Origin of the sequence: uncultured Methanobrevibacter sp., from assembly GCF_902784195.1 — an archaeon.
Taxonomy (GTDB): Archaea; Methanobacteriota; Methanobacteria; order Methanobacteriales; family Methanobacteriaceae; genus Methanobrevibacter.
This window is the reverse complement of sequence record NZ_CACZTX010000015.1, coordinates 1-22,303: the sequence shown is the minus strand read 5'-3', so window position 1 is coordinate 22,303 and position 22,303 is coordinate 1. Positions and strand designations below refer to the sequence as shown.

The 22,303-nt window shown below is 31.8% G+C and carries 19 protein-coding genes; 12 read left to right on the top strand and 7 right to left on the bottom strand.

Going from position 1 to position 22,303, the window contains the following annotated elements:
- The 3 genes from QZU90_RS09190 to QZU90_RS09180 form a co-directional block, all read left to right on the top strand.
- Nucleotides 1-739: NADH:flavin oxidoreductase (locus tag QZU90_RS09190; protein WP_296856799.1), on the top strand; the 739-nt coding region annotated here is incomplete at its 5' end.
- 190 nt (nt 740-929) lie between these two features.
- Complete coding sequence (gene gatA, locus QZU90_RS09185) at nt 930-2,315, top strand: Asp-tRNA(Asn)/Glu-tRNA(Gln) amidotransferase subunit GatA (RefSeq protein ID WP_296856798.1); 1,386 nt, start codon at nt 930-932, stop codon at nt 2,313-2,315.
- A gap of 98 nt (nt 2,316-2,413) precedes the next feature.
- Nucleotides 2,414-3,106 carry a glycosyl transferase gene (locus QZU90_RS09180; RefSeq protein WP_295608604.1) on the top strand — a complete coding sequence of 231 codons (693 nt, stop codon included), beginning with the start codon at nt 2,414-2,416 and terminating at the stop codon, nt 3,104-3,106.
- A gap of 173 nt (nt 3,107-3,279) precedes the next feature.
- Here QZU90_RS09180 and QZU90_RS09175 read toward each other — a convergent pair whose 3' ends face one another.
- From QZU90_RS09175 to QZU90_RS09145, 7 genes are all read right to left on the bottom strand, one after another.
- Entirely contained in the window at nt 3,280-3,951 is a 672-nt protein-coding gene (locus QZU90_RS09175) for a hypothetical protein (RefSeq protein ID WP_295608602.1), read from the bottom strand.
- A 61-nt stretch (nt 3,952-4,012) separates the two neighbouring features.
- Nucleotides 4,013-4,798, bottom strand: coding sequence for a zinc-ribbon domain-containing protein (locus tag QZU90_RS09170; RefSeq protein ID WP_295608600.1), 786 nt, complete (start codon nt 4,796-4,798; stop codon nt 4,013-4,015).
- 69 nt (nt 4,799-4,867) lie between these two features.
- Nucleotides 4,868-5,248 carry a CTP-dependent riboflavin kinase gene (locus QZU90_RS09165; protein ID WP_296856797.1) on the bottom strand — a complete coding sequence of 127 codons (381 nt, stop codon included), beginning with the start codon at nt 5,246-5,248 and terminating at the stop codon, nt 4,868-4,870.
- Nucleotides 5,249-5,345: 97 nt separating this feature from the next.
- The gene (locus QZU90_RS09160; RefSeq protein WP_296856796.1) at nt 5,346-7,064 is read right to left on the bottom strand and encodes a glycosyltransferase; all 1,719 of its coding nucleotides are present in this window, start codon (nt 7,062-7,064) and stop codon (nt 5,346-5,348) included.
- A 244-nt stretch (nt 7,065-7,308) separates the two neighbouring features.
- Nucleotides 7,309-8,646 carry an NCS2 family permease gene (locus QZU90_RS09155; RefSeq protein ID WP_296856795.1) on the bottom strand — a complete coding sequence of 446 codons (1,338 nt, stop codon included), beginning with the start codon at nt 8,644-8,646 and terminating at the stop codon, nt 7,309-7,311.
- 213 nt (nt 8,647-8,859) lie between these two features.
- On the bottom strand, nt 8,860-10,566 hold the full coding sequence (locus QZU90_RS09150; RefSeq protein WP_296856794.1) for a glycosyltransferase family 2 protein: 1,707 nt from the start codon (nt 10,564-10,566) through the stop codon (nt 8,860-8,862).
- Nucleotides 10,567-10,610: 44 nt separating this feature from the next.
- Nucleotides 10,611-11,753: a glycosyltransferase family 2 protein gene (locus tag QZU90_RS09145; RefSeq protein ID WP_296856793.1), complete on the bottom strand. Its 1,143-nt coding sequence runs from the start codon at nt 11,751-11,753 to the stop codon at nt 10,611-10,613.
- Nucleotides 11,754-11,989: 236 nt separating this feature from the next.
- Here QZU90_RS09145 and purE point away from each other — a divergent pair, with 236 nt between their 5' ends.
- The 9 genes from purE to QZU90_RS09670 form a co-directional block, all read left to right on the top strand.
- Entirely contained in the window at nt 11,990-12,994 is a 1,005-nt protein-coding gene (gene purE, locus QZU90_RS09140) for a 5-(carboxyamino)imidazole ribonucleotide mutase (protein WP_296856792.1), read from the top strand.
- Nucleotides 12,995-13,063: 69 nt separating this feature from the next.
- Complete coding sequence (locus QZU90_RS09135) at nt 13,064-14,329, top strand: UbiD family decarboxylase (RefSeq protein ID WP_296856791.1); 1,266 nt, start codon at nt 13,064-13,066, stop codon at nt 14,327-14,329.
- A 37-nt stretch (nt 14,330-14,366) separates the two neighbouring features.
- Nucleotides 14,367-15,338, top strand: a complete 972-nt coding sequence (locus tag QZU90_RS09130) for an NAD(P)H-dependent glycerol-3-phosphate dehydrogenase (protein ID WP_295608437.1) — start codon at nt 14,367-14,369, stop codon at nt 15,336-15,338.
- Nucleotides 15,339-15,413: 75 nt separating this feature from the next.
- Nucleotides 15,414-16,727 (top strand): Gfo/Idh/MocA family oxidoreductase, encoded by a 1,314-nt coding sequence (locus QZU90_RS09125; protein WP_295608434.1) that lies wholly within the window; start codon nt 15,414-15,416, stop codon nt 16,725-16,727.
- Nucleotides 16,728-16,873: 146 nt separating this feature from the next.
- On the top strand, nt 16,874-18,514 hold the full coding sequence (locus QZU90_RS09120) for a LicD family protein (protein ID WP_296856790.1): 1,641 nt from the start codon (nt 16,874-16,876) through the stop codon (nt 18,512-18,514).
- Complete coding sequence (locus QZU90_RS09115) at nt 18,456-19,679, top strand: hypothetical protein (protein WP_296856789.1); 1,224 nt, start codon at nt 18,456-18,458, stop codon at nt 19,677-19,679. The genes QZU90_RS09120 and QZU90_RS09115 overlap by 59 nt, the downstream gene beginning before the upstream one ends.
- A gap of 134 nt (nt 19,680-19,813) precedes the next feature.
- The gene (locus tag QZU90_RS09110; RefSeq protein WP_295608430.1) at nt 19,814-20,875 is read left to right on the top strand and encodes a histidinol-phosphate transaminase; all 1,062 of its coding nucleotides are present in this window, start codon (nt 19,814-19,816) and stop codon (nt 20,873-20,875) included.
- Between the two features lie 144 nt (nt 20,876-21,019).
- A complete protein-coding gene (locus tag QZU90_RS09105) occupies nt 21,020-22,135 on the top strand; it encodes an NAD/NADP-dependent octopine/nopaline dehydrogenase family protein (RefSeq protein WP_295608428.1) in 1,116 nt (371 codons plus the stop codon).
- Nucleotides 22,136-22,233: 98 nt separating this feature from the next.
- Nucleotides 22,234-22,303 (top strand): sugar phosphate nucleotidyltransferase (locus QZU90_RS09670; RefSeq protein WP_363142486.1); only part of this gene is annotated, 70 nt, incomplete at its 3' end.

Genomic DNA, 22,303 nt, shown 5'->3' with positions numbered 1-22,303 from the left:
ACTTTCCATGGCAGATGATTCCGTTATAGACAGCTTTAAAAAACTGACAGATGCCATTCACAAGGAAAACTGTTTTGCAATAGCCCAATTGAATCATGCTAGGCCTCAATCAATTGCATATGACAAGTCAAGTATAAACAATATGACAAAAGAGGATATTGAAAAAGTCAAAAATGATTTTATAAATGCCTCAATAAGAACCAAAAAAGCGGGATTCGATGGTGTTGAAATCCATGCCGCTCATGAATACCTATTAAATCATTTTTATTCCCCTCTCACAAACAAAAGAACTGATGAATATGGAGGAAATCTTGAAAATCGCTTGAGATTGGCTAATGAAATCATTCAGGAAGTTCGAAGGTCCGTAGGTGAAGACTACATTGTAGCCATTCGTTTTGGTGCTTATGATTATTGGGAAGGGGGAAGCGAATTAGATGAAATTCCAATAGCTGTCAGATCTTTCATAGATTCTGGAGTGGATTTGATTGACATTAGCGGTGGCCTTTGCAGATTTCAAAATCCATATAGCAAGGAGCCAGGATACTTTAAGGAAATTAGCAAAATAGCTAAGGAAGCATCTTCTGTTCCAGTGATCCTTACTGGAGGTGTGAAAAAAGCAAGAGATACTGAAAATCTGCTGAAAGAGGGATATTGTGACCTTATTGGCATTGGCAGGGCTATGATAATGGATGCTGAATGGTCTAAAAAGGCATTGAAATCATTGGAAAATATGCAATGAGATATTGTATTCCTTATTTTATAACTAATAGTTTATATAACTTGAAAAATATAATTATATTATTATATAAAAAATTATCAAAATTTATAAAAAAATTTGGTATAAATTTGATAAAAATTTAACATAAAATTTGATTATTAAGATTACTTAATCATAATTACAATGTTTTAAAAGAAAGTAAGGTGTTTTAATGAATATCCTTGAAAAATTAAATGCAATTAAAAATCAAGAAATTACTGCAAAGGAAAATGTAGAAGCTTACATTAAGGTTATTGAAGAAAAGAACGATGACATTAACGCTTTTCTTGAATTAAATAAGGAAGAAGCTATCGCTAAAGCAGAAGAGATTGATGCTAAAATAAAGGCTGGCGAAGAAGTCGGAGCTCTTGCTGGTTTAGTGTTTGGTATTAAAGCTAACATAAATGTGGAAGACTTTATCATATCTGCTGCATCCAAGACCTTAGAGGATTATATCGGAAGCTATGATGCAACTGTAGTTAAGAAAATCAAGGCTGAAGATGGAATCATCATAGGAATCAACAACATGGATGAATTTGCAGCAGGAAGTTCAACTGAAACCTCATACTATGGAGCTGTAAACAACCCAGCTGCACCTGGAAGAATCCCTGGTGGTTCAAGTGGAGGAAGTGCAGCAGCAGTTGCAGCGGAAATGTGTGACATTGCAATCGGTTCCGATACTGGTGGATCTATCAGAAACCCATCTTCCCACTGTGGAGTGCTTGGTATGAAACCTACTTACGGTGCAGTTTCAAGACAAGGATTGCTTGACTTGTCAATGAGTTTAGACCAAATCGGTCCAATGGCTCGTGACATCACTGGAATTACCCTTGCTTTAGACACTATTGTCGGATACGACCCTACCGAATGTACCACATTGAAATGGGACGCTCCAAACTTCACTGAAATAGCCGAGTCTGTCAAGGATGCTGAAAAGCCATTGGCAGGAATGAAAATAGCTACCTGTAAGCAGTTCAAGGAAGTCACCAATGATGAAATCAATGCAATCATTGATGAATCCGTTGCAAAGCTAGAGGAGTTAGGTGCAGAAGTAGTGGAATTGAGTTTCAACTACATTGACATTTGTCTTCCTACCTACTACCTCATCAACTATGTTGAATTCTTCTCTGCAACCAGAAAATACGATGGAAGAAAATACGGTTCAAGAATCGAAGAGGTTTGTGGTGAGGAAGTTCTCAGAAGAATCCAAATGGGTTCATACATTTCACAAAAGGAATTCAGCGGCAAATACTATCAAAAAGCGCTTCAAGCAAGGACAGTCATTAGAAATGAAATCAATGAAATGCTTGAAGGCGTTGACTTGATTGTAGGTCCAACCGTACCTAAATTACCACACAAATTAGGTGAAAAGTTAGAGCCTATGGAAATGTATGCATACGATGTGCTTACCGTAATCGCTAACTTGGCAGGTATTCCAGCTGCAAGCGTAAAGGCTGGTGAAGTTGATGGCATTCCTGTAGGATTGCAATTGCAGGCAAAACCTCAAGACGATGCAAAAATCGTTCAGGCAATGGCTGCATTTGAGTATGCTAAATAATTTTAAAAAATAGCTATTTCTAGCTATTCCCTTACTTTTTTTATTTTTTTAATGTTTAACTGATTTTTACTTTTTTTATAATATAATGAGGATTTGAAATGACAGAGAATTCATCAAACAAACCTAATAATTCCAAAAAGAGAAACAGGAACAATTCCAGCAATTCCAATAAGAAGCTAATAAAGGAAATCAGCAAGCTAAAGGAAGAGCTTGAAATCAGGAATGAGGAAATTCAGGAATTGGAATATGAATTGTCCTTGAAGGATGAAAAGATAGATGACATCAGAAACGATTTGGAATTGAAGAATGTGGAAATCGATGAATACAGTCAGAAGATAGATGAAAAGGATCAAAAGATCACCAATCTCAACAACACTCTCATCAAATACAAGTTTGAAAAGGAAAAGCTTGACTTGAAGCTAAAGAATGAAATCAACTATGAAAAGTCAAGAATGAAAGAGATGGATGATTTGGAGAAAAAGATCAATGAGAAAATAGCTATCATTGATGACAAGCAGGATCAAATCAATTATCTCAGAAGCCTAATCAATGACTATAAGGAACAGGTAAAAAGCAATACTGACAACTTGGAATTGCAGCTTAAGAAGATAACAAGAACATATGACAATCTCCTCTCTCAAAAGGATTCAATCATAGAAAAGCAAGACAAGACAATTGAGGAAATGATCGATTCTGCTAAGCAATTGGCTAAGGACAATAATGCTACAATAACCAGTCTTGAATTGCAGATCGGCAATTATAGAGAGCTATTGAAAAAGTATGAAAATTAATTTGCTTATTTTTAAAAAATAGATAGATAAAACAATAGCTATGATTTCAATAATAAAAAATAGAAAAATAGTAAATTTGAAATTTACTATTAAATTTCATTTATGGAATAAATAAACGAAGGGAGTATATTAAACCTTATTTATAGAATTAATAAACGAAGGGAGTGACTATCCTAAACCTTATTTATAGAATTAATAAACGAAGGGAGCGTTAACTCATAATACCCCTCTTCGTAATTCAAGTTCAAGTCATCTGGATTGGATATATAGTTTCCACATTCAGCGCATCTATACCCGTTTCCTGATGAATAAACAGCTTCGCTTCCACAGTATGGACATGTTTCAGCACCATCATAACTATCATAAGAGCTTGAATGACTATGACTGGAGCTGGAACTTGAAGAAGAGCTTGAAGATTTTTTAGCCCTTTCTTGAGCTTCCCTTTGAGCTTTTTCCTTTTGTGCCTTCAAATCTTCGAGATGACTTTTTACACTGAATACATAATGGTCATACTCAGCGCCAATGAGCAATCCATTTCCATTTTTATCGCAACGCTCAAACATACTGTATAAGTCTGAATCTGAAATGGTGAATTCTGAATTATGGTCATAGTATTTCACTTCATCAAAACTCAAACCGCCATTTCCATCAAGGTCCAAGTCTACAAAATCAGTGTAATCGGTTGGTGTTTCCTCTGTATATGAATCCCATGGAATTCCAAGTATTGCATGGCCTAAAAGAGTGATTATCATTAGAATCAAATAAACTGCACAGCATCCGACTATAATTCTTTTGATGATGTTCATTTCATTAAATTGATTTATCAAATCTTCTATACCTGACATAAAATCCCTTTTTTTACATATTAAATACTGAATAATATTATGTTTATTGTTTAATTAATAGTTAATATACTGGGGCCAATAACTCCATATATCCTTCCCAATATCCTAATTCCAAATCGTCTGGATTGTAAATGTTACTGCCACATTCAGCACATCTGTAATGCCCTCCGGTTTCATATACTGATTCACTTCCACAGTATGGACAGGTCAAGACATATCCTTCTGAACTATCAAATTCCTTGTTGTTGAGACTATTTGTCGCTTTGGAATTTCCTGAACTGTAATCACGGCCATGGCTGGAACTTGAAGATGAGGAAGATGATGAATATTTATACTCATCATTGTTGGAACTGGTGTCTTCAGAAGACTCTCCATAACTTACTACATCATCCCCAAAAAGATCAAATTCATGACCTTTCAAATAACCGTTATGATTAAGATCAGCACCCTCAAAGAATCTTTTAAGTGTTGAATTATCTAAATAAATCCAGTTCACTTCTGTAATTTCTTCAAAGGTTACCTTGCCATCGGCATTTGAGTCCAAATAATTAAAATCATCAGGATAGTATGTTCCAAAACTTTCAGCAAATCCGGCGTAAATTAATGCAGCTGCTAAAAAGAGAACAAATAGAACTATAGGTACATAGCAACAGCAGACCTTTAATTTATTCGGTTCTTTATTATTTGCTTGATTGCTTGTTTGATTAGAAGAATAATTTAAAGAATTATCAGTTGTTGAGGCACTTGAAGAGGTGGAACTATTATAAGTGCCTAATTTTGCACCACAATCAGCACAAAAAATAGCCTCATCAACGTTTTCCTTTCCACAATGAACACATTTTTTCATATTTCCCCCTCAATATAAAATTTAGCTATTCAATGATTAAAAAAAAAAGTAAATTATTAAATCAAATTGTTAAATATCGATAGTTAAAGTAACTTCATCCCCATCTTTGAAATTGTATTTGTCCCTTAACTTGTCCTTGGATATGAATTCCAAATAATTCTCATCATGAGTTGTCTTGTCTGGAAATACAATAGCTCCTTCTATGTCCTTGTTTAAATGAGCTCGAATATACCTTACTGCACCGAATCCTTGATCTGGCTTTATAAGATTCTTGCAGCTATTTTTCATTAATCGTATATCCTCAAGCTTATCCTCTTCTACAATGAGGTTCAAGGTTCCAGGAAATGGAGTGAATCCGCATTTTTCCCTAAATTGATTCTTATAGAAATCCTGGCCTAAAAAATATGCTGCCTTTCCCAATCCTGTTGTAACTATTCCTGTAATTTCCATTATAATCCCTAATCAAGTATATATAAAATTAATTTTTTTGATAAATAATTAAATTGATGTATGAATAAGTAAACTGATAAATAAATAAAAATTAAAATCAAAGTGATCTTAACTGAACAAACGAATCCCTATCACTGGAAACATAATTTCTGATTGAAGTGCTGTTTCTATTCTCAAACTCTACCATTCCATCCTTTCCATCAAAGGTGAATGTGAGATTTCCATTTTTAACGTCATCATAATCAAATGTGCACATGATCTTTCCATCATATGAAATTGAATAGCTTGAATCATTTTCAAAGTTTCCAACTGAAGACAAGATGGATTCGTTATCTAAAGTCAAATTGAAGAATGTTGCATTAGTGGATTTTGGACTGATGTCAAATTCAACGAATCCTTCCATTACATCGCTTAAGTTATTGAATTGAATATTATGCTTTACTGTTATGCCTTGGAAAACTTCTGTCAAGCGACTGTTTGGTATGACTTCACCATCAGAGAGATCCAATCCACGTTTAACCCTTGATGGCAATCTGAATCTGTCTCCACTATCCCCCTCTTTTGTGCCGTTTATAAAGTATGATTTTCCATCAATAATCATCGTATCGTTTTCGGTCATTTCCAATGTGCTTAAGGCATCTGCAGGAACTCTTAAAATATCTGTTTCATTCTCTAAAGCGCTGTCAATGGTATATGGCCCTCTAACAGAAATGGTTTGCTGGTTATGGTCAGATGGAGCATAAACAAAGTTCCTTGAAGTAAGCTCTACAGAGATTTTACCGTCATCAAAGCTTGCTGCAGATAAGAATGTGGAAAGCATTAAAATTAAAATCAATCCTGCGACAATCAATGGGAAATGCATTCTTACAAATGATTGCAATGACGCCCGAGTATTGCTTTTCTTTAGAATAGGTATGGACCTTCTAATGATACGCAAGAAATAAAATACAGTCAGAACAACACCGATAAATGCAACAAATACAGAGATTAAAACAGGTATGAATGGTACAAAGAATATCATGAAAAGCCCTAAAATGATTAAGGACAATCCCATAATGGCCATTCTAATATAGTTTCCCAATTTGTCCATCATAGTGACACGGCCGTATTCCACAGCTCTGTCAATAATTGTTCTGACAACTTCATTAGCCATCTTGTTTAAATCGGCAAGTGGGGACATGTCATGACTAATGTCTCCAATATCAACTTCCAAAATCTTTATTCCGTGAACATCAGCATCAAGTACAATACCAACATCCACACCGTAATCCTTTTCAAATCTTATTTTATTCAATGCAGAACGCTTACCTGCAAACTGACCACTTAAAGGCTGTTCATAATTAAGTTCAGGGAAGAAGAATCCTAAAAGAGGCTTTGCAGTAAGCTCGGTTACACGACCGCTTTCCCTTGCAAACTTGGTTTTGGTAATGTCAGTCTGGTCCTCTAATATCGGCCTGATGATTTTATCTATCTTTTCTGAAGTGAAGTTAGAAATGTCTGCATCAATAAATGCTACAATATTTCCATGAGAGTTTTTAAAACCTGTTTTAATAGCTGAACCTTTACCTTCATTCATTATGTGGCTTATTACAGTAGCTCCAGCGCTTTCAGCCTCTTCAACAGTTCTGTCAGTGGATCCATCATCAACTACTATAACTTCAGTCACATATGATAGCTTGCGAGCTACGCTTACCACTTTAGCGACAGTAGCCTCTTCATTGTATGCAGGAATAACAATGGAAACTGATTTATCAGAACCCTTAGTTGTTTTGATTGAAGCAAGCAAAAACACTAAAATCACTACTAGCCAAGACACATTTTCACCTCTTAAACATTAATTTTATTTAAATCCCATAGAAATTCAAAATAGTATAATATATTTATTATGTTTTAAGAATGTATAAATCTTATTATTTTTTTAAAAAATTAGAGGAATAAGTTCGTAGCCCATGAAATGAAAAGATTAAAAATAGGTGTGAAAAAAGTAAGAAAAAATATTAAAAACTAATAATAAAAGAAAAAAGAAAGTTATCACAAAAATGTGATAACCCTTATATCAACTAGAGTCCGAAGAATACGTATAATGCGAATATGATAACCATTATCCACATAATTGGGCTGAACTCTTTAGCTTTACCGGTAGCAATGGATGCAATTGCGTAAGTGACGAATCCCCATGCGATACCTAAGGAAATGGAGTAGGTTAAAAGCATCATGATGATTGTCATGAATACGGAAGCAGCTACAACCATGTTGTCCCAGTCTACTTCTTTTAATTGTACGATCATTAAGATACCTACAATTACTAATGCTGCAGCAGTTACAGAAGAAGTAAACAATGCTAAAACGGTAGGAGCAAAGATAAGTGCGAGTAAGAAGAAGATACCGGTGAATACAGCGGTTAATCCAGTTCTACCACCAAGACCAATACCGGTTGCACTTTCTACGTATGCGGTTAAGGTTGAAGTACCTAAAATAGCACCAATGATTCCACTGATTGCGTCCCCAAGGAAAGCTTTGTCAATACCATCAGCGTTACCCTCTTCATCAACGAATCCACATTGATTTGCTAAAGGAATCAAGGTTCCAGTAGTATCAAAGAAAGTCACGAATAATAAAGAGAACAAGATCATGATTAAGTTAGGGATGTTAGAGAATAATTGGGTGAAGCCTTTTGCAAATGCTCCAACTACAGAAGTATCAAAACTAAATGATACGAATTCTGCAGGAATTGCAGGCATAATAGGATCTCCAGCACCGAAACCAGCTAAAGTAAAGATTACACCTAAAATTGCAGTTATCACTAAACCAAGGAATACAGCTGCAGGTACTTTCTTAATGTATAAGATTAAGGTAAGTAAAATACCAATTACTGCTAAAAGTGCAGGAGCGGATAAGATGGAACCCATACCTACTAAAGTAGCAGGGTCAGCTACGATAATTCCAGCACCTTTCAATCCGATAAATGCTAAGAAGAAACCAATACCAGCACCAATTGCCAATTTTAAGTCAAATGGAAGTGCGTTAAGAATAGCTTCCCTTAAACCGGAAATGGTAATTAATAAAAAGATTATACTTGAAACGAATACAGCTGCAAGTGCAGTTTCCCAAGTGTTACCCATAGTTAAAATGATTGTATAGGTAAACAATGCATTCATACCCATACCAGGAGCAAGACCAACAGGGTACTTGGAAATAAGACCCATGATGATACAAGAGACCCCTGAAGCAAGAGCAGTTGCGAAAAATACTCCTGTTGCAGGCATTCCACCTTCAGCAAGCATGTTAGGGTTTACACCTAAAATGTAAGCCATTGCTAAAAAGGTGGTTAAACCAGCAAGTAACTCAGTTTTTAGATCAGTATTATTTTCATCTAATTTAAAAAATTTGTTTAACATAAAACACCTCAAGTATGAAAACTAAAAAAGAGATAAAGTTTTCTACATAAATTATTTTTATTATTAATATTTATTAAGTTTTTGATATTTTTGTAATAACTTCATCAAAAATTTAAAAGAGTATGAAAAAATGAGAGAATTAATAAATGAAATAATAAAAAAATTATCTCCAGTGACATAAAACTAAAAATAGAATAAAAAAATGAAAAATTATTATTTTTTCATCTTTTTAATGAGTTGTTTTGGAATTCTAAGGGGTTTGGTGATTTTCCAACTAAGAGAGTTTAGAATTTCCTTATTTTTATTTTTGGATTTCTTTAAATCTTTTTTAAGTTTTTTATTTTCCTTCCTTAAATCCTTATTATCCTTTTTAAGTTTTTCCAAATCAGCTAATATTTTTTGATAGTGAGAAATTAATTCCTCTCTTAATTCATTAGCTTTTTCTTGTGAAAAAGGACATACGTAAAATGAATTATCTTTAAAGAATGCTATTTGAGAATCATTCATAAAATAATTTATTGTACCAGATAATGAAGGACTGTTTCTGAAAACAATATTATTGTTTATTTTTATCTTCTTATTATTTTCATCATAAATCAAATATAAGTCTATTTTAGATTCTTCATCTTTTTCTATTGGAATTTTTAAATCAAAATAATGCTTAAATTGCCAATTAATACCTAATATTCGTTTAACCTTTGAATTAGTAGAGAAATCTTTACATTCTTCTTTAAAAACTTTTGTTGTTCCATCTGATGTTGTTTTAATAGCTTCAAGACTCAATACACTATTATCACATAAACTAGTAAAGGTTCCTAATAAATTTAAAATCCCTTGATTCAGGTCTAAATTATCTATATAAAACCTATGATTATGTAAATTATTAATAGTAAAATCTGCAGTTTTTAAAATAATCTTAGAATTATTTTCAACTATATCAATATGAAAATCTTGATGATTTTTCAAATACATTAAAAAATACCTAACTATTCTCTTTCTGATAATTCGAGAATCTTTAATAACACTATCATCAACATGATTTAAAATTTCATAGAAAGTTTCCCAAAACTCATTAATCTCATCTTTTTTGAAGCATTCTGGAAAATCAGAAATTCCATGAAACCATTGAACATTATATGCCACAACATATTGAATAAACAAAGGAACATGCCCTAATTTTTCTTTGGAATGTTCAATTAAATTAATATCAAGATTTTTTAATGAATGTGTAAAAAACTTTTCATTCTGTTTATAATTGTCAATAGTTGAAGTAGAATCTAATCTTTTTCTATAGTGATAAGCACATGAACTTATTACACCAATTTTCTTTTTCATTAATAATATTTTATTGACCATTAATGCATCATATCCTGCGATTAATTCCGTATTAAATTCGAAATTTTTTAATACTTCACTTTTTACAAATGAGGACGCAATAGATAATTGTGGGTAATATGGTTCTTTAACTAAATCTATAACTCTTGTAGAATCAAATTTATAATTTAAATTATGTCCTCCTGTTCTCCTTTCAAAAAACATGAGCGGAATTGAAACCAAATCAATTTCATTATAATGCTTTTCAAAAAAATCATATACTTCAAAAAGTGCATTTGAACTTAAACAGTCATCACTATCTAAAAAACTAACATATTTACCATTTAAATGTTTCAATCCAAAATTAAATGCACTTGCTTGGCCTCCGTTTGATTTGGAAAAAACTTTAATATTATTTGGATATTTCTCTTGATACTTCAATGCTATCTCTTTTGAATTGTCTGGACTTCCATCATCCACTATAACTAATTCTATATTTTCCTCAAAACCAATAGATTGATTTATTAAAGAGTCTATTGACTCAGCAAGATATTTTTCAACATTATAAATTGGCATCAAAACAGAAAATTTGAATTCATAAGCCATTAACAACACCACAAAAATAAAATTTTTTACTATACTCCTATTGATTAATCTCTTTTAATAAATTGTTTAAAGCTTCTAATAGGTTTGGTTATCCTCCAACTAAGTGAATTTAAAATGTCATTATTTTTCTTTTTGGATTTATCCAGATCTTTTTTGAGTTTTTTATTCTCAGTGACTAATCCATCTATCTTTTTATTTAATTTATTTATTTTATTTTCATAATTATAGATTTCAACCTTTAACTCATATTCCTCAATGGAATCGGAACTTAAAATAGAATTAGCTTTAAACAAAAGAGTTTTAGTTAAATAATCATTATTTAAATCAACACCAGATAATTCTTTTTTTGCCAAGTCAAAATAATCATTGGATCTTCCACGAATTTGGTAAACAATCTGATCTATCTTTAAAAAATCAAATTCTTTTTTCAAATCATCATACAATCCTTCATATTTTAAAAAATCTTCAACTATGTTTATAATACAAAAAATATCTTTATATGATTTTAAACGTGAATTTGAAATGGAATTAGGATTATCTACCCTATAATGATAAAGAAATTCTGGAAGAAAAGAAATTTTAGATGCCTTTAAAACAGTCATTATATGAAATGGGACATCATTATGGTTTAAATTAACTGGGAATTTGATATTATCATGTTTATCTAAAAAGTCTTTTTTATATAACTTAAACCAAGGGGCTGAAGCTCCTTTAAAAGCATATTGCTTATAATCCTTATAGTTAAATGTGAAGTTATTATAATCCACATCTAAAAATTTTTTATCTAAATCAATATTGCAGTGCTTTAAGAAAACATTTTCATTATAATTATCAAAATAAAAAATCACCATGTCTGAATCATTGTTTACAGCATTGGAATAGACCTTTTCCAAACAATCCTCAACAGCATAATCATCTGCATCAAAAAAGTAAATATAATCCCCAGAAGCTTTTTCTAAAGCATTGTTTCTTGCAACACTTGCTCCTTGATTTTCCTGGGTGTAAACTTTAAGACGGGTGTCCTGTTTTGAAAGTTCCTTTAATATATTCAAAGAATCATCAGTTGATCCATCATCGACACAAATAATTTCAATATCATTAAATGATTGATTTAAAATGCTTCTGATAGACTCTTCAAGATAGTCTTCACAATTGTAAACTGGAACAATGACTGAAATTTTAACCATAGCTTTCACAACACTAATTCACTAATAATCAAATGATATTAATTTAATTAATTTAATTCTAATTTTGAATATATATAAATCTTATTACAAAATTAAAAATTTATTGATATATGCGAAATTGCTTTTAATTTTTAAATGTTAATTAAATATTATATATTAGTAAATTTAAATATAAATATAATGTAAAATTATCTTGTAATTTATCACATCTTGAGAATGGAAAGAGGAGAAATTAAATGATTCCAAAAGTAATGATAATTCTTGGAAGTGCTTCCGATAAGGAAATAGCTATTAAATCAATAAAGATATTGGAAAAACTTCAAATCCCCTATAGCTTAAAAGTGGCTTCTGCACATAGAACCCATGACAAGGTTAAAAGACTCGTTATGGATGCAACCAACCTAGGTGTAGAGGTTTTCATAGGAATTGCAGGCCTTGCTGCACATTTGCCTGGCGCAATAGCTGCATACACTCATAGGCCAGTTATTGGAGTACCTGTTGATGGTGCAATTGGAGGTCTTGATGCACTGTATGCTTGCGTGCAAATGCCGTTCCCTACAGCAGTGACAACTGTTGGAATAAACAGAGGGGACAATGCTGCAATACTTGCTGGAGAAATCATAGCAAGCTATGATAAGGAAGTGGCCGAAAGAATCTCTGCATTGCGTGTAGAATACCAAAAAAAGGTAGAAGCTGGTGAAAAGGAGCTTATTGAAAGTCTTGAAGGTGAATTCTTCCAAAAAGACTTTTTAGCTGAAGAGGAATATGAAAAAATTGAATTTGAAGAATTGGACGACACTCCAGATGTGATGATACTTGCAGGAAGCTATTCTGATATGGAAATAGCTAAAAATGTAGCTATTCTACTTGAAAGAATGCAAATTAAATACAAATTAGATTATATTTCTCCAATCAGACATGCAAAAGACTTTGAATCCTATATGAGCAAAAGAAACAATGCTAAATTGTTCATTGCCATAAGCGGTTTGTCTGCACTTGTGGCAGGATCTGTTGTTGCATTAACTGAAAAACCTGTTATTGGAGTGCCATGTTCCAAAAAGCTAGATGGCCAAGACGCTCTCTTGACTATGGCAAATATGCCTCCAGGAGTGCCTGTTGGAACAGTTGGAATAGACAATGGAAGAAATGCAGCAATCGTAGCAGGAGAAATCCTTGCAATATCAAATAAGCAAATTGAAGAAAACTTAAAATGGATTAAATACAAAAATGCTGACTTATAATGAATTTAATGAAATCATATAAATTAATTAAAACAAAACACTGACTAAAATTTTGAGATGGTGATTTTTATGACTAAAGATATTATTAACGTGATTCAAATTGATGAGGAACTTGATGCTGAGTATGAAGCAGCTAAAGTACTTCGGAAATATCCTAAAGAAACTGTAATGCTAAACAACATAAAAGGTTATGATATTCCAGTTGTCTCTGGAATCTGTAATACAAGAGAGAAAATAGCCCAATCTCTTGGCTGCCAAGTTGATGAAATCCTATATAAGATAATTGATGGAATGAACAATCCAACTCCTGTAAGCAAGTTTATAGACTTGGTGGATGAATACGATAGCAAAAGAGTGGATTTAGGCAAGATTCCAATCCTTACCCATTACAAACGTGATGGAGGAGCATATATTACTGCTGGTGTTGTATTTGCAAGAGACCCTGAAACAGGCATTCAAAATGCTTCTATTCACAGAATGCTGGTTCTTGACAAGAACAAATTGGCAATCCGTATCGTGCCAAGGAACCTATACACCTATTTCCAAAAGGCAAAGGATATGGGAAAGGATTTGGATATTTCAATAGCTATTGGAATGGAACCTGCCATTCTTCTTGCATGTACCACATCAATACCAATAGATGCAGATGAGATGGAAGTGGCTAACAGATTTAAAAACGGCGAATTGGAATTAGTTACCTGTAAAAATGGAATCAATGTGCCTGAAGCTGACATAATATTTGAAGGTAAAATATTGATTGATGAAACTGCTCCTGAAGGTCCATTCGTGGATTTGACAGACACTTATGATTATGTGAGAGAGGAACCTGTAATAAAACTCTCAAAAATGTACATCAAAAAGGAAAATCCAATGTACCATGCAATTTTGCCAGCTGGATTTGAACATAAATTGCTTCAGGGCATGCCACAGGAACCAAGAATATTCAATGCAGTGAAAAATACCGTTCCTACCGTTCAGAATGTTGTTCTTACAGAGGGAGGTTGCTGTTGGTTGCATGCAGCCGTTTCAATTAAAAAGCAAACTGAAGGTGATGGTAAAAATATCATTATGGCTGCACTTGCTGCACATCCATCATTGAAGCATGTTGTTGTGGTTGATGAGGATGTTGATATCTTTGATCCTCAAGACATTGAATATGCAATAGCTACACGTGTAAAAGGTGATGATGATATAATCATTGTACCTAAAGCAAGAGGTTCTTCATTAGATCCTAAAGCTTCTGAAATTGATGGAACAACCACTAAAGTAGGTGTAGATGCTACAAAATCAATTTTAGAGCCTGAAAAATTTGAGAGAGTTAGCTTTAGTGAATAAGACATGGTATAATATTATTGATATTTTAGGTGATTTTATGGATAATGTAGGTATTATAGGAGCTGGAAGCCTAGGGACAGCTCTAGCTCAAATAGTAGCTCAAAATGCAGATAATGTATTTCTTTTTCTTAGAAGGGAAGAATTAGCTAATACAATTAATACAACCGGCATTAATAACGAATACTATCCCAATGTCAAATTGGAAAAAAATATAATTGCTACTGTCGATTATAATGATTTGAAAGGATGTAAAATAATATTTTTATCCATTCCTTCATCTGCATTTAGAACAACATTGTCTGAAATAAGAGATTATATAGATGAAGATGCAATTCTTGTCTCTACCGCAAAAGGTATTGAATATCCCTCATTGAAAACTATGGGAAACTTAATTGAAGAATACTTTAACGATGAATATGTTTCATTATCTGGACCTAACTTTGCATCAGAAATTGTTTTAAATCTTGCAACTGTTTCTAACATCGCATCAAAAAACAAAGAAAATGCTATGAAAGTAAAAGGGCTTTTATCAACCCCACAATTTAAAGTCAAGATTTTAGACGATGTTATTGGTCTTGAAATATGCGGGGTTGTAAAAAATATCAATGCAATAGCTAATGGAATATGTGAAGGAATGAACATTAATGAAAATGCAAGATATGCTATTTTGACAAAAGGATTTGAAGAAACTAGAAAAATTATTGAAAGCGTTGGAGGAAATCCTTCTACATCAGGAGAGTACTGTGGATTTGGAGATCTTGTGCTGACTTCAACTTCAAGTGAAAGCAGAAACCATACACTTGGCATGTTATACGGCCAAAGGATAATTGTTGATGAGAAGGCTAGTGGAATTGTATTTGAAGGAAAAAACTCAATTATGGCCATAAAAGACATTTGTAAAAAAACTAATACAAAAAGCGTGATAGTTGACTTTGTATATGATATAATTGTTAATCAAATCCCTCCTAAAATAGCTTTCAAGGATTTATGGGAGAATATTGAGAATTAAAATCAACGGACTGCATTGAATTGAAAAAATGAAAATGAGGCTTACTATCAATCATTTACTAAAAGAGGTTTTACTATGAAAAAAATTATTACCTATGGTACATTCGACATGTTTCACCAAGGACATTATAATATTTTGAAAAGAGCAAAAGATTATGGAGATTATCTAATTGTTGGTGTCACTGGAGAAAACTATGATATTGGAAGAGGAAAACTAAGCGTTCATGATACTCTTGCAACAAGAATTGAAAATGTAAAAAATACCGGATTAGTAGACGAAATCATAGTTGAAGAATATCTTGGACAGAAAATTGGAGACATCATCAAATATGACATAGATTCTTTTGTAATAGGAGATGATTGGGTTGGTAAATTCGATCATTTGTCTAGATATTGCAATATGGTCTATTTAGAAAGAACAAAAGGCATTTCAAGTACAAAACTTAGAGAAGAAACATTTGAAAAATATGACATAGGTATAATCACTGATGAAATAGACGATAATGAATTAGTGAAAGAAGCAAAATTGGTAAATGGATTTGAAGTGAAAAATGTTTATTGTGACAGTGAAAAGACCTTGAACGGTTTCCAGGAAAAGTACAACATTGAAAATGTTTTTGATGATTATGGTAAAATGATTGAAGCCTCAGATATTGTTTTCGTTCGTTGCAGCATTGAAAAAAGATTCAATTATATTCGTCAAGCATTAGAAGCCGGAAAACATGTTATTTATGACTCCCCTGCAACATTTAAATCTAGTGAATTAGAGGAACTATTGAATTTGTCAAAAGAAAAAAACGTTATCCTAATGGAAAACATAAAAATGGTTCATATTTATGTATTTAATCAATTATTGTGGATGACACAAGGGGGATTGATTGGAGATATCTTAAGTTTCAATTGTTCCATTTCAAAAAATGATGAAAGCCGTTCCAACTTATTCTATGATTTAAGTGCATTAAGTTTACTTCCTATGTTAAAGATCATGGGCCAAAACTATGAAAAAGCTGATTTCAAAGTTACAAAAGATGGTGAAGAAATTGAATTTGCTTCAATGAACTTTGTATACCCAAATGGAAGAGCTGTAATTAATGTAGGAAATGTAGTCCGTGTAGATAACCAATTAGAAATTATTGGAACAAAAGGAACTATCCGTATGAGAGGAAATTGGTGGAGAAGTAAAAACTTCAGTCTTCACAAGCCTGGAGAAATCGATGCGGAATTATATAATACAAACTTTGAAGGAAACGGATTTAAATATTTGATTAAAGCAATGTCAACTATGTTAAAAAATAATAGTATTGATTCAATGGGTGTATTTGAAGACGAATCCTTAAAAATTGTTGAAATTTTAGAACAGGTTAAAAAAACTGATGATAATACCTTATAATTCCTTAAAAATTGTTGAAAAAATAAAATAACTTAAAAAAACTGATGATAATACCTTTTAATGAATCATTAGAATTATAAAAAATAAAGGAAATTTAAAAATTTAAATCATGACATTGATGATTGTTTAAATAGGAGAAATTATTGATGAATGCTTTACATGAAAACTTGTTTAAGCTCTTGATTGAGTTAGATGATATTTGCAGTGAAAATGATATCGATTATTGTCTAGCTGGAGGAACAGCATTAGGAGCGATTAGAAATCAATGCTTCCTACCATGGGATGATGATATAGATTTATACATTACACGGGATAATTGGATTAAATTACGTGATTTGGTTAGTGAAAATCCAGAAATATTACCTGAAAACAGAAATTTAGTATGTATAGAAAATGCTCCATATCATAGAAATCCAATTGTTCGTTATGTTGATACAAGCAAAACAACAATTTATCCAGCACAATCAATATCTGCGAAAACATGTGGAGATCAAATTGAATTCTTTATATTAGATCCAATTCCAAATCCTGAAGATGGGCAGAAAGAGCATTTGAATCAAATGAGAGCATTTTTAGAAATTCTTTCACCTTACTTTATGGTTTGTAAAAGCCTTCCATTAGAAGAATATGCAGCCCATAGAGACTTAGTTTTAAGCTATTACAAAAAAATTGATAAAAAAGGGTATTCAGAAGTAATGGACAAATTATACGATGAATTATATAATTACCCTATAGAAAAAGCAGACACTCTCTGTTTACGTTGGGGTATTCGTACATTGCTTCATAAAACAAAATTTTATAGAGAAAAACGTTATGAGGAATTGGAAGGGAGGAAATTCCCAGTAGCTTATGAATTGGAACATGCATTAAGGACAGATTATGGGGACACTTGGATGTATATTCCGGAAGGTGAAGGAAAATTATCTCATAATCCATTAGTGGAAGACCCAAATCGTTCATTTGAAGATTTTACAAGTATTTATCTTCAATTCATCAATCAAGATAAAGTGGTTCATGCTTATGAAATGAATAAGCGCAACAATTTAAAATTGTGGATTCCTAGAAGAAAAGTTGAACTGGAAAAAGCTAGAATGAAGGGAATCATAGCGAAAAAGGAAATAGATAAAAAAATTGAATTCAATGATTATGATTTAAATCAGCTATTAAAAGATGAGGAATATGAAATATTGGATGATCTTTTTGGCAGTTATTATTCAATTCAATTAAATCAAAACTGTAGAAAATATAATTTTCTAATAGATATTGATAAAGAGCTGATTAAAATAGCTCTCCTAAATAAAATTAAGCAAGGGCAATATTATACAGCAAGGAATATAATAAATATTCTTGAAGTGAATTTCGAACTTGATGATGATTTCAAGCATTTGAAAGAAATGTGTATATTTTGCAAAAAATTATCCATTGCAATCTATGACGATTATGATATTGATGCAATAGAAAACTTATTGAATGATGTTGTAGAGGATTGTGAAAACCTAGTTGATACATATAGAGCAAGATTATGGTTAAATATTAAAAAAGCAGAAAATAATACTGATTATGAAAAGGTTATCTCAAAAGGAAGTGAAATGCTAATAGACTATCCAAAAGATGGTGAGATAATGGCTTATATAGCTGAAGCGTATTATCATTTAGGTAATGTGGAAAAAGCAACAGAAATCTATGATGAAGCAGTACACCATACAAGAAATGGATTTGTTTGGCAATATGCAAAACGATATGTTGGTATTGATAGAATGGCGGAGGAAGAAATTGATGTTGACTAGACGAGAGATACAAATCAAATTACTTCGTAAACTCAATGAACTTTGTGAAAAAGCGGATGTTAAATATGTATTGCACGGTCATGGAGCGTTTCTAGCATATTTTGGAGAGCCAATTGAAAATTTAGCATCATTAGAAGTGATGATGTGTCAAGGAGATGCTGAAAAAGTAGCTGATTTGCTGGATGATGATGATTTCTATTTTGAAGATTTCAGAACAAATCCTAAGTTTGACAAACACTTTATGATGTTAGGATATAAAGACTCATTAGACTTGAAAGGAAAAGAAGTTGATTTTAGAAAGTCCAGACATATTGAAAACAATTGTATTCATATCAATATTCGTTTTATAGAACATCCCGCTCGAAAAGGAACCGGTAAAAAACTGAAATTTAAACGTAGATTATGGAAACTCAGATATTTGGATTTGGAAACAAATCACCTATGGTATTTGAACTACAGCAAAAAAGCGTTGAATGGATTTTATCATATTACCGGAAACAAACGTTCCATTAATAGAAGATATAATGTTAAAAAAGAAAATTTTTCAATTTGGACATGGGATGAAATAAAAAATTATCCTCTTGTGAAAATGGCTGGAACAAAAGCTATAGACTCTAATTTATTTGATAAAATAATCAAAAAAGATATAGAAGGTATTCCAGCATATATTTTTGAAGATTTTAATCGTTACGCTGAATTTTATTACGGAAAAGAATGGCGTGATAAAAAATGGAAAGGACCCACAGGATTTACAAGCAGCATAATTAATTGGGAAGAATTTTCAAATGATCCTGAAATTCAAGAGTCTTTAGATAAGATGCAAATGCTTTATGAGGAAATTTATTCCAGAAGCCCAATAGCAAAAAGACATAAAACCGTTATTAGAGACATGAAAAGGCATGTTAAACAAAGTGGACGAGTTATCCATACACGTGAAGAGTTTATCGGGCAAAAAGAAGATATCTTGAAACTATATGATAATAAAAACATTGAAAAATTAACCTTAATTTTAAAACCATTAATGGAAGCACAAGAACATGGAATCCGTGTAGGATATACTTTTTCAGTTGATGAAGACATTGATGAGATTCTAGATTGGTATTTGAGAGAAACTGACAGAAAAGAATTAGCTGATAAAATTAAAAAACAGAGGATTGATATTTAATTTAATTATCTGATTAACTAATTTCCTAAATTAATTAATTAATTATTAAAATTTAATTAATTAATAGCTAAAATTGAATAGAATTAATAAATTTAATAAAATAAGCAAGGGCATTAATCTGTAGGAGGAATCGTATGTATTATATAAATAAAAATGTGGAGGATTTATTTAGAATTTTTGATCAAAATTCAAGAGATGGATATATTCGTATGGACTTAAACGAAAATCCTGTTGGATTATCACAAGAGTTTATTGATGAAGTCCTTTCAAAAGTTACACCAGAGTTCGTTGCAAAATATCCTGAACAACTGGAATTCACTACAAAACTAGCAGAATTCATTGGTGTTGAAATAGAAAACATTTGTTTAGTGAATGGTTCTGCTGAAGGTATTCGTTATGTTATACAGGCATATAGTAGGCCTGGAGGAAAAGTCTTATCAGTGACTCCATCATATGCAATGTATGATGTCTACTGTGAAATGTATGGAAGAGAAAGCGTGCATGTCGAGTATGACGAAAATTTAAATATGGATGTTGATGATATCATAAATGCAATAAGCGATGATATTGATTTGGTAATCATATTAAACCCAAATAATCCAGTTGGTGATGTTTACTCCTATGAAGAAGCAGATAGAATTTTAGAAGCTTGTAAAAAACATGAATGTACCTTATTGATTGATGAAGCATATTTCTATTTCTATCCAAATTCATTTATCAAATATGCATTAGAAAATGATCACGTATTATTAACAAGAACATTTTCAAAGGTATTTTCCTTAGCAGGTGGCCGTTTAGGCTATGTTGTCGGCCAACCTAAAGAAATAGCTACTGTACAAAAATTATGCACCCCTCATAATGTGAATGCATTTGGAATGTTATTTGCTCAATCAATTATGGAAAAAGAAGGTATGATTGATGAATTGGTAGAAAAGCAATTAACCGGTAAACAACATTTAATTGATACCTTAATTGAAAAAGGATATACTGTAAGTGCTAAGGAAGGAAACTTTATATTTATTAAACCCAAAAAAGTGGATGCTTCTGAAATCGTTGAAAGAATGAAAGAAGAAAAGAAAATTTTAATAAAAGTATACAAGGATGTTCCTGACTTAGGAGATTGCTTACGTGTTTCTATTGGAGAAAGTGAGGTTATGGACATATTCATTGAAGCATTAGAAGATATTGATCAATAAAAAGTATATAATTTAATTTACAATTCTATTTAGAAAATACAAGGATATTTACGATTAATTAAAAATAAATAATGTTAATATTAAATTAAAACTAAGTGAATTATTTTTGTTGAATTAAAAAAAGGGATAAAAGGAATGATTTGAATGAAGATTTGTATTGTCGGAGCAGGTAATATTGGTTTAGTATTAGCTAGTACAATAGCTCTACTTAAAAAACATGAAGTTGTAATATACACTCATAAGGAATTTGATGTTTCTAAATTAGTATTTGAAGATGTTGAAAATGGGAAAGAATACACAAATCTTGATATTAAAATAGAAACTGATCTAAAAAAAGCTTTAGATAATGCAAATTATGTATTCTGCACATATCCGGCATTCTTAAGAAAAGACTTTATTAAAGAAAGTAAGGAATACTATCCAAAAGGATGTAAACTAGGTTTCTTGCCTGGATATGGTGGAGCAGAGTATATGTGTAAAGAGCTGGTTGAAGAGGGCATTAGTGTATTTGGCCTACAGCGCGTTCCTTTTGTTGCAAGACAATCCAATAAAGAAATAGCCAGTTGCCTATCAAGAAAAACAAATTTATACCTTGCATCAATTCCTAAAAATAAATCAGAAGAAATTTGTAAAGAGATTGAGGAATTGATTTCTATTCCTACCACCCCATTGAATGAATACTTGGCAGTGACATTAGCTCCATCCAACCCATTATTACACTTATCAGGTGTATATAATGTATTTAAGGATTACAACGAAGGAGATTCATACGATAGGCAGTTAATGTTCTATGAAGAATGGAATGATGAAACTTCCAAATTATTGTTAAAATACGACGAAGAACTTCAAGAAATATGCAATCGTATGAAGCCATTAAACCTTGAAGAGGTAGTTTCATTAAAAATTTATTATGAATCACCTACTGCAGAGGCCATGACTAAAAAATTAAAAAGCATAAAAGCATTTGAAGTTGTTCAAGTTCCATTGATTGAAAAAGAAGGAAAATTCTATCCTGATTTCAATTCAAGAATGTTTTTAGAAGATTTCCCATATGGAATTGCAATTATTAAATACTTCGCAATATTAACTGATGTCGAAACTCCAGCAATAGACACAATTTTAAAATTCTATGAAGATAAGCAAGGAATTTGCTATTTCAATGAAGATGGCAGCCCTGGAAAAGACTTTGAAAACTCTGGAATTCCAGCAAATTACGGTTTAGATAGTTTAGAGTCCATTATAAATTATTATAGAATATAATTATTAAAAAAACAATATAATGTTAAATAAGAAATAAGAATATAAAAAATCTGTTTTAACATGACAGGTAGTATGAGAAATATCAAAATAGTGATAAAATGATTGGTGTGATATTGGCCGCAGGAATGGGTACTAGACTAATGCCTCTAACTAAAGAAATTCCTAAAG